The organism is Cryomorphaceae bacterium, assembly GCA_007695365.1.
In the GTDB taxonomy this organism is placed as follows: domain Bacteria; phylum Bacteroidota; class Bacteroidia; order Flavobacteriales_D; family SKUL01; genus SKUL01.
On the sequence record REDV01000139.1, the window covers coordinates 1 to 12,543 of the forward strand.

Consider the following 12,543-nt stretch of genomic DNA (forward strand, 5'->3'; position numbering starts at 1 on the left):
AACCTACACCACACCCAATTCTCCGGTATTTCAAAAGGAATTCCTGCCTTGCCGGCAGGCAGGTCTTCTTCAGTGATGGGTGGTAGTGGTTTTCCTGCCCGTCCGGCAGGCGGGTGCTTTTTGATCTTTTTCTCCTTAATCAAGCGTTCTTTTTCGGCTTTGATTTGAGCAAGAAGGTTTGCGGCAGAATGAGATCCCGAAACAAGTTCGGGATGACTCGCTCGCCACTCGCTCGTCAACTTACCCTGCATGGCTTCCCGCAAAAAGGCCTGGCGGAGTTGCTTGACTAGATCGAGTTGGTGGGTGAGTTCGGTGGAGAGAATCTCATTTGATTTCTTGCTTTTAGCTAGTGATTCAACTACATCACCTTGTTCCTCTATCGGGGGTAAGGCAATTTCAAAATCATAAAACTTGTCTTTTTGAAGCCTAATTCTTTGTGTTGTTCCGTCACTGCACTGATTGCATATATAATCAAAGAACTTAGTGGAAGTGAGAAAAAGGAAGAAGTCCTTTCTTAAAAGATGTTTTTTTGGTTCCAAACACCAAAAGTCATTTGTTACAACTGCTTCGTCCAATTCTTTTGGGACAATTCCAAAAGCTCCATTCCTAGCGTCAATTCCGGATAAAATAAAGTCACCTGTATTCACTTGATACATGTTGGATTTGATCTCTTCGCCCTTTTTCTGTTCACGAAGAATAACTCCTTGATGCCAAAGTCTTATTGTAACAAGCTTATAATCTTGGCTGGGTTTGATTTCAACCTTTACCCTTTTTCTTTCGAGTAACTCTCCCAATTTATAGGACTTCCAACTCATATCCCACCTCCTTTTAATTCGTTCAATTCCATATTGATAAAAGCTTCCAGTTCCTTTTTGCTTGGGAGTTGGACCATGTATTTTGAAACAAAAACCTCGTGTGACAATCCGGTGGTGGTGTACTCTACCAATGCATCGTTTTTGTCGGCACAAAGAATGATACCCACGGGTGGGTTATCGCCTCCTGTCCATTCGTTTTTTGTGTAATAGTTCAGGTACATATTCATCTGACCTGCATCGGCATGGTCGAAACCTCCGATTTTTAAATCAATAAGCACATGACACTTCAAAATGCGGTGATAGAATACCAGGTCGATGCGGTAATGTTTGTTGTCGAAAGTGATGCGTTTTTGGCGTGCTTCAAAACAAAAGCCCCTACCCATCTCGGTCAAAAAATCCTGCAGATGATTGATGATAGCAGTTTCTAAATCAGTTTCGCTATAAGCTGTTCTCTCTTCCAGTCCTATAAATTCCAGGAAATAGGGGTTTTTTACTACATCGTCAACTTCAAGCGGTTGATCGGCCTTTAGGTTTTCAACCATTTGTTGTTTGTTTTTTGAGAGGCCTGTTCGCTCATAGAGCATGGTATTAATGGCTCTCCCCATCTCGCGTACTCCCCAATTGTTTTTTACTGCCTGAATTTCATAAAAAGCACGTTTTAAGGGGTCATTGATATTCAGTAATTCAATGAAATGAGAAAAACTTAGTCTGTTTAAAAGCAGCTCAGGCTCTACGGATAAAACCTCATTGTTGGGTTCAGGCAATATTCCCGACACTGTTGGGAATATTCTAAAGAGCTCCCTGTGAGTGATTTCCAATTTTCCCAACACCGTCGAGAAAATCCCGGGGTAGGTCAGATAAAAATCACGAAAGCGATACAATTGCGTTTTTGATATGCCCCGAATGTGCTTCAAGCTTTTTGTCAGTGACTTGATGGTCTCTTTACCATAGGTGGCTCTGTCAGAACCATTCTGCTCGTACTCAACTATGTAAAAGCCAATCAGGATGTTTCGCATGGTTAAGGCATTATTTACTTGACGAATTGCGTGCGACTGGAGCTCGTTATGCGCAAGTTCAATTTGATAAACCAATTCCTCGAAATTCATCCTACTGCTCTCTTTAATTGGTTCAACAAATCATGGCTTTTCGAAAAACTTTTCTCCAACATTTCCATCAGGTCCGCACTGCTGTGGATGATTTCTTCTTCCTGCTTAGTGGGATTTTTAATGTCCAAATCATAGTTGCGGTCTATGATGGTTTGGATGTCCACTTTCCAACTAAGTTCACTTTCCTTTCGGTCGTTCCACCATTTTTTTATCGGGTCAAACTCTCGGAGTTGCAACGGTCGGGTTTTATTGTAGGCTTTTTGTCCTTCGGGTAGGCGGTGTTCATAATACCACACTTCTTTGGTGGGCGTGCCTTTGGTAAAGAACAGCAAATTGGTGGCTACCGTGGCGTAAGGTTGAAAAACCGAGTTGGGCAAGCGAATAATCGTGTGCAGGTTGCACTCTTCCAACAAGCGTTGGCGTACCCGTTGCTTTACGCCATCTCCGGTAAGGGAGCCATCGGGCAATACAATCCCCGCTCGTCCGTCCTTTTTCAGCAAATGAATCATCAAGACCAAAAAGAGGTCGGCACTTTCCTTGGTGCGGAAGTTCTGCGGAAAATTGTTTTCGTTGTTGTTGGCTACTATGCCACCAAATGGCGGGTTCGCCAAAATCACATTCACCCGGTTCTTTTCGGTGTAATTGCTCAACGGTTGATCCAAACTATCGCGGAAAGAAATATTCGGCACTTCCATGTCGTGCAAAATCAGGTTGGTGGTTGCCAGCAAATACGGAAGCGGCTTGTATTCCCAACCAATGATGTTTCGGGCAATGCTGTCGCGTTCTTCTACGCTGTTGGCTTGCTTCTTCAAATGTTCGATGGCAGCCGTAAGGTAACCGCCTGTTCCGCAACTGGGGTCGAGAATCTTTTCGCCCAATTGGGGGTTCATCATTTCGCAGATAAACTCGGTAATGGCTCTGGGCGTGTAGAACTCGCCACTTTTACCCGCACTTTGCAGTTCCTTAAGGATGGTTTCGTAAAGTTCACCAAAGGCATGGCGGTCTTTGGCAATGTTAAAGTCAATCTCATTGAGCTTGTTCAAGACCTTGCGGATATTGATACCGCTTTTCATGTAGTTGTTGTTGCCGTCAAACACTTCACGCACCAGTAAGGCACGCTTGTTAGCCAGGTCGTCACTCATACCCACTTTCAGGTTTTTCAAGGTAGGGAAGAGTTTTTGGTCAACGAACTGTTGCAGCTCGTCACCCGTTATGCCTTCATCATCACCCGCCCAGGCATCCCAATGAAATTCGGCAGGGATAGGGCTTTCGTAATCGTCTTTGAGTACTTCCAGTTCCTTGTCTTTGTCGCTGAATATTTTGAGGAAGAGCATCCATCCCAGTTGTTCTATGCGTTGTGCATCACCGTTGAGTCCGGTGTCTTGCCACATGATTTTGCGGATGGAGTCTATAATTCCTTTGAGGTTGGCCATTTATTTCTTCTTATTTTTTAGCTGTTTCGCTGTATTTTCAATTTTCCTGATAAAGTCTTTTTCTACCTGAGAAAGCTCGTTTTTTTGCTGCTCCTTGAATTTATCGTACTCGGCATGCGCCTTATTCAATGCCATTTGATGGCTCACTTTTCCAGAATGGGTAAGTATGTCATTACCTGTCATAGTCAGGAAATCATCCAAGCGAGCTACCCAATCGTTCATGTACATGGGTTTGCGGTTGAGGGCTTGCAACTCTGCTATTTCCAGATATGCCGTTACCATTCTGTTGAGTACATCCAATTCTTTTTCGTTCAAGTAGTTTTTGGCTACTTCGGTCTCCTTTTTCGTGGGCTTTTCGCCTTTAAAACTGGTAAGTCCAAGATTTGGCTTTGCCGCATCAATGCGTTGGTAAATCACCTCAGCAGCTGTTTGCCCATGCGCTGCCCAATGCATCTTGTTTTGTATTGTTTTGAAAAAGGTCTGCGACAAATCGGTATTGGGATCGTAATCAATACTGGTGGCGTAAATATCAAGTACTTTTCTCCAAAACACTTTTTCAGAAGAGCGAATGTCCCGGATTCGGGCGAGTAATTCATCAAAGTAGTTTCCTCCACCGGCCTCTTTGAGCAACTCATCATTCATGGTGAAGCCTTTAACGATGTATTCCTTTATGCGCGTGGTTGCCCATTTCCGAAACTGCACGCCTCTGTGAGATTTTACGCGGTAACCCACCGAGATAATCACATCAAGGTTGTAGAAATTGGTGGGCTTGGTAGAAAAATCGGAATTTCCGATTTTTCTCAACGAAGTCTCTTGCTCGAGTTCTCCTTCCTTAAAAATATTCAGAATATGCTCATTAATGGTTGACTTTCCTTTTTGAAAGAGTTCTGCCATTTGCTCGATGGTCAACCAAACGGTTTCTTCCTCTAATCTGGTTTGGATCTTGGTTTGGCCATCTTCGGTTTGGTAAATGATGATTTCTGAACTCATCAAGCTCCTGTTTTATAAAGTTCTTGTTCTAATTCTTTTACAGCTTCCATGTATTTTTTCTTACCGCCGAAAATACCGTTCACAATTTCAATGGCAGAGCCGTATTCTGTGAGCGGCTGCACTTTCAGGATGTCCATGCTTTCAATATTGGTCACGCCTTCATCTGCATATTTGTCTAACAGCGTTTCCAGTACCTTTCGGGCTTGTTCGCCATACTTGGTGAAGTAGTCGCGTTTCTTCACATTATTGGCTCGCTCCTTTCGGGTAAGCGGTGGTTGTTCATATGCTACATGGCAAATGAGGTCAAACAGGTCAACTTCTCTGTTTACGGCATCTCTTAATGCTTCTACCAGTACCCCTTGATCTTCCAGTTCCTTGATGATGACTTCTTTTTTGTCTGTGCTATTCCATCGATTCAGAAAATCATCGAGTGAAGCATATTGCCCCTTGATTAACTCCTTAGTGTGGTCCTTTAAACTTGTAGTGATTGGTTTGCCGTTGTTGTCGAAATACATTTCACGACTTATTAAAACGGAGACATCCACCCCATTCACGTATATCTTTTGTCGCGGATCATTGACTTTATCCGTGGGTGTTTGCGGTTCAGGATAGCGGATTTCAGGGGCTATTTTGATTTCTTCACCTGTTTCTTCATCAATGATGGGCGTGTCAATATTTTCTTCTTCATCCACGATACCTCCTAAGTCGGTTTCTTCCGACACTGGTTTTACTCGAATTGGGTCTCCGTCAAATTCTTTATCAGCAAAAAGGTCTGTTACATTTCTGAAATCAAGAATGGTGAAATACATTTTCCCAAACTCTTCGTTGATGCGGGTACCTCTACCTACAATCTGTTTGAACTTGGTCATGGATTTGATTTCTGCATCCAGCACAATGACCTTACACGTTTGGGCATCTACGCCAGTGGTCATCAGTTCGGAAGTAGTGGCAATTACCGGGTAGGTTTCTTCTGGATTGATAAAGTTGTCTAATTCTCGTTTTCCTTCATCGTTGTCGCCGGTAATCTGCATGATGTATTTGTGGTTCTGAGCCACCAAGTCAGCATTCAAATTTGATAAAGCAGAACGCATGCGCTCAGCGTGGTCAATGTCGGTGCAGAACACAATGGTTTTCGCAAAACGGTCATAACCTTTCAAGAATTCAGTAAGCTTTCTTGCAACGGCTTGGGTGCGTTCCTCAATGACCAGATTTCTGTCAAAGTCTTTTCGGTTGTAAATGCGGTCTTCGACTTCAATACCTTCTTTATCTTTCTTTCCCTGCTCGGGCCGCCAACCTTCGGTGTCTACATTCAGATTCACACGAACTACGCGATAAGGTGCCAGGAAGCCATCATCAATCCCTTGCTTGAGCGAATAGGTGTAAAGCGGTTCACCAAAATAGTCGCTGTTTGAAACTTCTTTGGTTTCCTTTGGTGTGGCCGTCAAACCTATATGTGTTGCCTTTTTGAAATAGGTGAGGATTTCTCGCCAGGCACTGTCGTCTTTTGCACTTCCTCTGTGGCACTCGTCAATGACAATCAGGTCAAAGAATTCCGGTGAAAATTGTTTGTAGGCGTTTGCTTGTTCGTCTGCACCTGCCAACCCCTGATATAATGCCAAATACACTTCGTAGCTTTTATCGATCATGCGGTGTTTTACCACCGTCATTTTATCTTTGAAGTGTTTAAAGTCACCTCTTCGGGTTTGGTCAATCAATGCGTTTCTGTCCGCCAAAAAGAGTATTCTCTTTTTCTTGCCACTTTTCCAAAGTCTGTGGATGATTTGAAAAGCGGTGTATGTTTTTCCCGTTCCGGTTGCCATGACCAACAGAATCCGGTCTTGTCCTTTTACAATCGCTTCAACGGTTCTGTTTACGGCAATTTGTTGGTAGTATCTTGGGCTTCTTCCGCTTCCGTCGAAGTAGTAATCCTGTGCAACTACCTTTTCAGCTTCGGACGTTTCAATACCCTTGTACTTTTTGTACTTCTGCCACAGTTCTTCAGGAGTAGGGAAGGAGTCAATGTCTAATTCCGTTTCAATATTTCCCTGCCCGTCCGGCAGGCGGGCATCTGTTGCCGTTCTGTCATGGAATACAAATCCATCTCCGTTGCTGCTGAATACACAAGGGATGTCTAGAATTTTGGCATAGTCTAACGCTTGCTGAATTCCTGCCCGAACCGAGTGCTTGTTATCTTTCGCTTCAACAATAGCAATTGGAATGTTTGGTTTATAGTAGAGAATGTAGTCAGCGCGCTTTCTTGCGCCTCTGGCAGTCATTTTTCCTCTCACATAGATTTTACCATCTGTGAATGAAACTTCTTCCAGTAGTTGGGTTAATTTATCCCAACCCGCTTTTTCAATCGCAGGAGTGATAAACTTGGTACATATGTCCCTCTCAGAGAGGTCCTTTTTATTCATTCTTCTTATTCTTTATTTTCCTGAGCGTTGGCAAAAAGTCAGGATATTTTGGTTTTTGTGTTGGCTTTGTGCGTTTGTAAAAAAACGTGCTTGAATGTGCGGTTGGTTGTCTTTTTACACTGACCGATAACGTCAGCTTGTCCCACAACCCCCATTATTTCATCGGCTAATTGGCCCAAAGCTTTGGTTTGCTCAAAGATGCAGAAAAAATGGGGGCTACGCAAAATATGTGGAAAAATACCCGCAAAGGCAACCATCATCTGTGCCGTGAGGCTGAGGTTACGCAGCTTACAGGATTAAGGGTCCAGGAGCTTCGTGGGTACGGACCGCCACACAAGCACCGCTGCGCTTAGACTTGCGCGAGATGGGGGGGACTCCGGCCGTCAATCACTTTGAATCACTAAAACCTTATGCCCGTGAATTTTGAAAAACTCCACATACCAGAGGTGGAAGCGTATTGCCCAAACGTAAGAAAATGGGCCATATACCGTGGTTGCAGACGTGACAAACAGCCCTTGTCAGTTGCTGATGCTCCGCACCAACAACTTTTTCAAAAACGGCCAGCCAATGCCCCCGTTCATACGTACTTCACCTCCCCAAAACAGCACGACCAAACCTCCCACATAAACATTGAAAAACCATAGACTTTACCGCTGAAAGCCAACACGGTTGGTTCAACAGGGGCTCAAATCGCAGTTCTGCAACTGCGTTTGAGCCTTAGATGCTAACACGAGTTTTGTGAGAATCAATTTCATGGTTGTTATTTTTTTAATTGTTTGACCGTAATTTAAAGAAAGAGGTAACTAGACCTGCCGTGCATCATATTTTGTTGCCTTCAGGTGAAAATACTCCGATTAATATTTGTTCCATTATGAGTGCTTTTCTCAACTTTGTTAATTGAACTGAACCACTATCGACCATCATATCAATGTCATCTAAGTCTAACATAAAGGTTTTAATAGTTTTTTTTTGTTCAAGTAACAACTGATAGAGTGAACTATTGCTTGAAGCCTTTTCTTGGAATTCTCTTCTTAGTCTTTCTGCAAAAGTTCCCCATTGTCCAGAAGTTGTCTTACCAATATATAATATTTTACCATCACAATGGTGAATGTAAACTCCTGATCTCCCGCCATAGTCACCAAGTTGGTTCTTTTTCCAAGTTGTGCCGGCAGGTGAGATTGTAACAGGAAAGCCATGAAAAACAATATCCGCTTTAATTGGTATTTTCACTTTTATTTCCAATGTAACAGTCTTTCTGTGGTTTCCTTAAAATGCCGCAAATCTCAGCTTGTCCCACAACCCCCAACTTTTCATCGCTTATGTGGCCCAACGCTTTGGTTTGCCCAAAGATGCAGAAAAAAGTTGAGTTGCGGAAAATGTGTTGAAAAATCGTTGTATAAACCCGTAAATGCGCTACGGGTGACTTAAAAAGACCCAAAAAAGGGCTAAAACGGGAGCCATGGCGGCTTTAAGCTCTTCAGGAGACACTTACAAGGGCCATCAGCATTTGAGAATGTACGCCTCAAAGATGTAAAAAAAGACTCTTCGCTTATCGCTCAGAGTGACACTCACCTGCATCCAATGCATACCAGGCATGGACATCCGAACAGCCCGAAATGTATGTAATACGCGTTCTTTGAACCATGATGTCACTCTGAACGAAGTGAAGAGTCTGATGATATTGACGAAGATCGTATGCTCGTCCCACAACCCCCAACTTTTCATCGCTTATGTGGCCCAACGCTTTGGTTTGCTCAAAGATGCAGAAAAAATGGGCGCTACGCAAAATATGTGGAAAACCATCCGCAAATGCATCCATCACCTGTACCGGGAGCCGGGGGTTAGCACAGCTTACAGGATTAAGGACCCACGAAGCAGAGCTTCGCGGGTACGGGGGAATAATAATTCAAGGGAGTTATGTTTCATAGCTCAAAAGACAGCTTAAACCTGACAATTGTGATATTAAACATAATAACCTGCGCGCGAGAAAAATTGGCTCTTTTGCAACGCATGGATTGTGTGTTGGTTTGTGCGGCATTGCAGGTGTGCTAAATAAGCGATGCTTATTGCATATTTTGGGTTTAAATTCGAATCGTGCCCCCTCACCCTCCGCACGTACCCGCAAAGCTCTGCTATGTGGCTTATTGCCAGGGCAAGCGCTGTCCGTCGTTCACATCACTTATCACCTCAGTTTGTTAGCCGCAAACCTAATGTGCAATAAGCTTTCCCGTATGGAACACCTCTCCGTTTTCTACAATCTGGTAAATCAGCATTCCGCGGCCGGTGGAGGATGCGTGCAGGTAGTGCATATCTCCCGTAATGCGCTCGTGCACCACTTCTTTGCCCTGGGCATTGAACACGCGGATAAAGAGCTCATTTCCTGCTACAGATTCCGGCACCATAAGCGTGGTTCTGTCAGAAAACGGATTGGGGAAAAGACTCCAGATTGATTTGTTCCCGGCTATATGTGTGGTGGTGCAGGTGCTGAAATGGTTGCACAAAACATCAAACACGGCTTCCTCCAACAAATACCAGATACTATTTTCACCAAATGCATAGCCGGGCCAGATGCCATTGTGCATGAATACAAATGAAACATCACCCACTTCGCTGTAATAAGCGCTGCTAACCAGCCCGTAGGCTTCACCGGGGTGGCCCAACATACTGCCCCAACCTTGATTGAGGCAAATCTGGTCGTTGGCCTGCGTGTTGGCGTGATGTACTCCCAATCCCCAGCGATTAAACAGCCCAAAATAGTTGTCGCCATTGTTGCCGGTAAAATTCCATTCAACAGCGGTCATTTCCTCTAAGGTAGAAGCTGAGATAAAACCCGCATTGCTTTCGCCCAGCGTGCGGAGCAACTGAATCATTTTACCGACTTCCTGCGCTGAGGCACGCAAACCGCCCTGTGGGGCGAACAACGCGCCGTTGGTACCCGGTACATAGGCTTCGGGTCCGCAGTTTTCCCATGCAAGGTCGGCACATGCTGCATCCCAGCTCACATCGCAGCACGAGGCATTGATGGCGCAAACGGCTTGCTGGCAGTCGTTGTTGTCGCAGCCCTCTCCGCCGTGTTGAGACAAACAACTGCTGGGCGAACCATCGCAGATTTCCAAGGCTGCGCTCACGCAAATATTGTCCCACTCGTTGGTGCAGCACCACGCGTCCTCGGCACAAATCGCGGCCTGGCAATCGGGGTCTTCACAGCCAGGATTGTTGCCTGCAATAAAGCAGTTACTGTCTGAAACAAGACCTTCTGCGCTGCCATCCAGGTTGGGTGCTGTGGGCATCTCCCCCTGGTAATTGTCTATCTGCGCCGTCCATGCCCCACTGATGTTGCGGTAGAGCACCACCACATCGTCAATGTCGTCCAGTAAGGTTACGTTGTAGCTGCCCGCAATGCCGAGCGGCTCAAGAATGTGTTCCTTCATGTAGAGGTCAAAACGCTCGCCGCTGAGTTGCTCTATGAGCGTGCCGATTAAACCGTAGTTGATGTTGCTGTACGCGAAATGGGTTCCGGGTGCCTCCGTGCGCCACATGTTGTTGGTGAAAAACTGACCTCCGGGCACGAGTACTTCGGCGATGGACGGCACAGGAACGGTGTTGAGTGTAGCGCTGAGAAACGAGTTGTAACCGCTGCCGTCCTGTAAACTGCTGGTGTGCGACAAGAGCATCCTGAAGGTGATGGGCGTTCCGGGATAGGACGGGTTTTGAATGGTGTAGCCCATGTAGTCAGAAATATTGTCGTCGAGGTCAAAGAGTCCGTCGTCATAGAGCTTCATCAATCCCAGCGCGGTAAATGTTTTGGAAACAGACGCAATTCTGTAACGCGAGTCGGCATCCATGGGGAGGGTACGCGTAAAATCGCGAAGGCCAAAGTGGTACTGTTCCTCGTTCGACCCGCAGGCAGTCCATACAGACATACCCATCAGTTGAAAGTCGTTGAACACGTTTTGTAGCTCCTGCTCAAGGGTTTGTGCATTGGCTGCTTGATGCATCAACATGACTGAAAACAGAATAAGCAGGGTAAAAGGGCGCATGGTTTTGGCGGATTTGTGGAGGCTAAGATAGGGTTTGGCTTCAAATCCGACGCTTTTCCAAGCCGCTCAAAGCGTTGAAAGAAAATCAGAGGCTTGCTTAACCAGTGCTTTTTGTTTTTCACCATCCATTTTATCCCACACCCTGTACATCATGCCCATGCGCGGGTTGTTCTCCAGTTTTTCGCGGTGGCGATCCAGAAAGTGCCAGTATAAGCTGTTGAAAGGACAGGCTGAGGGGCCGCGCGATTCTTTCGGGTTGAATTTGCAGTTCCGGCAATGGTCGCCCATTTTGTGGATGTACGAGCCTGAGGAAACATAGGGTTTGGTGCCTACAATGCCGCCGTCGGCAAATTGACTCATGCCGCGCGTGTTGGTGATCTCAACCCATTCGAAGGCATCCACGTAAATCCCCAGGTACCACTTGTCCACCTCGTCGGGATGAATGCCGGCCAGCAGGGCGAAATTGCCCGTAACCATCAAACGCTGAATGTGGTGGGCGTAGCCGTAATCCAAAGATTGCCTGATGGCCTTGCTCACGCAGCGCATGGGTGTTTCTCCGGTCCAAAAGAAATCGGGTAGGGGGCGCTTGTGCTCAAAAAAGTTGAGTTGCGAGAATTCGGGCATCTTCGCCCAGTAAATACCGCGCATGTATTCGCGCCAGCCCAGTATTTGACGGATAAAACCTTCGGCTTGTGAGAGTGAAATAGAATCGGGATGCGCCCTCCAATGCTCCTCGGTGGCTTGCACGACTTCGGCCGGACTGATCATTTTCAGATTCATGGCGAAGGAAAGGCGACTGTGATACACAAATGGGTGCTCGTCCGACAGGGCATCCTGAAAAGTTCCGAAAAGGGGTAATAGATGCCCGAGAAAATGGCGCAACACATCCATTGCCTCGTTGCGGTTGAGCGGCCAGGGAAAGGCTTTGGGATTGATTTCGCCAAAATGCGGCAGTTTGGCCTCGGAAATATCTTTGAACTCTGCCTCGGTATTGTGACTGAAAACCAGCGGTGGAGGAGGGGTGTGACCCTTGGGGAGCTTGTTGCGGTTTTCTGCGTCGTAGTTCCAACGGCCGGTTACCGGGGTGCCGTCGGGCTCCATCAGCACATGGTGCTTTTTGCGCATGTTTCGGTAAAAAGTCTCCATCAGGAAACTCTTTTTGTTGCGAAACATGTCGGCAAGCTCGTTCCTGTGGGTATAGAAATGAGCGGAGTTTGTTACGGACCATGTAAGCCCTGTTTGTTCGAGGGCGCGTTTCAATAATTCGTCCAGTCGGTACTCGTCAGGTTCTTGTATTTCAATGCGCTCTGCGTGGTGCTTTTTGGCGAGCATTTGCAGGTTGGCTCCGAATTCCTGCCTGTTTTGAGGGTCTGTAATGCTGAAGTAGTGAACGCGGTGACCTTCGGATTCGAGATGCCCGGCGAAGCGACGCATGGCCGCAAAGATTCCGGTGATTTTCTGAATGTGATGGGTAACATACTCGCTTTCGGGCCTGATTTCCATGAGCGTGTAGAGCACGTCATCGCGTTGTTCGTCAAACCATGGGTGAAGCGGGTTGAGCTGGTCGCCCAGAATCAGGCGGATGGTACGGTGTTTTTTTGTCGCTGACATCTTTTGCTGCAATATATCACAGATTCCCAGTTCTTCTGCCACTTTTTACGCCACGCAAAGGGTCGGTGGCAAACAGGGCAGGTTTTTTCGGGAAGGTTGAGTTTCTTGTGCACAGCGATGAAAACCACCAA

Annotated in this window: 11 protein-coding genes; all 11 read right to left on the reverse strand. The window is 46.1% G+C overall.

The genetic code is table 11. The features are described 5' to 3' along the window. The coding region (locus EA392_13980; protein TVR36919.1) for a hypothetical protein at positions 1 to 815 on the reverse strand (815 nt) is incomplete at its 3' end. Beyond that, positions 812 to 1,921, reverse strand: coding sequence for a DUF1016 family protein (locus EA392_13985; protein TVR36920.1), 1,110 nt, complete (start codon positions 1,919 to 1,921; stop codon positions 812 to 814). The genes EA392_13980 and EA392_13985, both read right to left, overlap by 4 nt. Beyond that, a complete protein-coding gene (locus tag EA392_13990; GenBank protein TVR36921.1) occupies positions 1,918 to 3,354 on the reverse strand; it encodes an SAM-dependent DNA methyltransferase in 1,437 nt (478 codons plus the stop codon). The genes EA392_13985 and EA392_13990 overlap by 4 nt, the downstream gene beginning before the upstream one ends. After that, positions 3,355 to 4,344: a cell filamentation protein Fic gene (locus EA392_13995; protein ID TVR36922.1), complete on the reverse strand. Its 990-nt coding sequence runs from the start codon at positions 4,342 to 4,344 to the stop codon at positions 3,355 to 3,357. Continuing rightward, positions 4,344 to 6,761 carry a DEAD/DEAH box helicase gene (locus tag EA392_14000; protein TVR36923.1) on the reverse strand — a complete coding sequence of 806 codons (2,418 nt, stop codon included), beginning with the start codon at positions 6,759 to 6,761 and terminating at the stop codon, positions 4,344 to 4,346. The genes EA392_13995 and EA392_14000 overlap by 1 nt, the downstream gene beginning before the upstream one ends. A 38-nt stretch (positions 6,762 to 6,799) precedes the next feature. Further along, positions 6,800 to 6,985: a hypothetical protein gene (locus tag EA392_14005; protein ID TVR36924.1), complete on the reverse strand. Its 186-nt coding sequence runs from the start codon at positions 6,983 to 6,985 to the stop codon at positions 6,800 to 6,802. A 595-nt stretch (positions 6,986 to 7,580) separates the two neighbouring features. After that, positions 7,581 to 8,003 carry a hypothetical protein gene (locus EA392_14010; protein ID TVR36925.1) on the reverse strand — a complete coding sequence of 141 codons (423 nt, stop codon included), beginning with the start codon at positions 8,001 to 8,003 and terminating at the stop codon, positions 7,581 to 7,583. Positions 8,004 to 8,261: 258 nt separating this feature from the next. Next, positions 8,262 to 8,486: a hypothetical protein gene (locus EA392_14015; protein TVR36926.1), complete on the reverse strand. Its 225-nt coding sequence runs from the start codon at positions 8,484 to 8,486 to the stop codon at positions 8,262 to 8,264. Positions 8,487 to 8,968: 482 nt separating this feature from the next. After that, positions 8,969 to 10,801 (reverse strand): T9SS C-terminal target domain-containing protein, encoded by a 1,833-nt coding sequence (locus tag EA392_14020; GenBank protein TVR36927.1) that lies wholly within the window; start codon positions 10,799 to 10,801, stop codon positions 8,969 to 8,971. A gap of 66 nt (positions 10,802 to 10,867) precedes the next feature. Next, on the reverse strand, positions 10,868 to 12,412 hold the full coding sequence (locus tag EA392_14025) for a cryptochrome/photolyase family protein (GenBank protein ID TVR36928.1): 1,545 nt from the start codon (positions 12,410 to 12,412) through the stop codon (positions 10,868 to 10,870). Then, entirely contained in the window at positions 12,376 to 12,525 is a 150-nt protein-coding gene (locus EA392_14030) for a DUF2256 domain-containing protein (GenBank protein ID TVR36929.1), read from the reverse strand. The genes EA392_14025 and EA392_14030 overlap by 37 nt, the downstream gene beginning before the upstream one ends. Positions 12,526 to 12,543 lie beyond the last annotated feature (18 nt).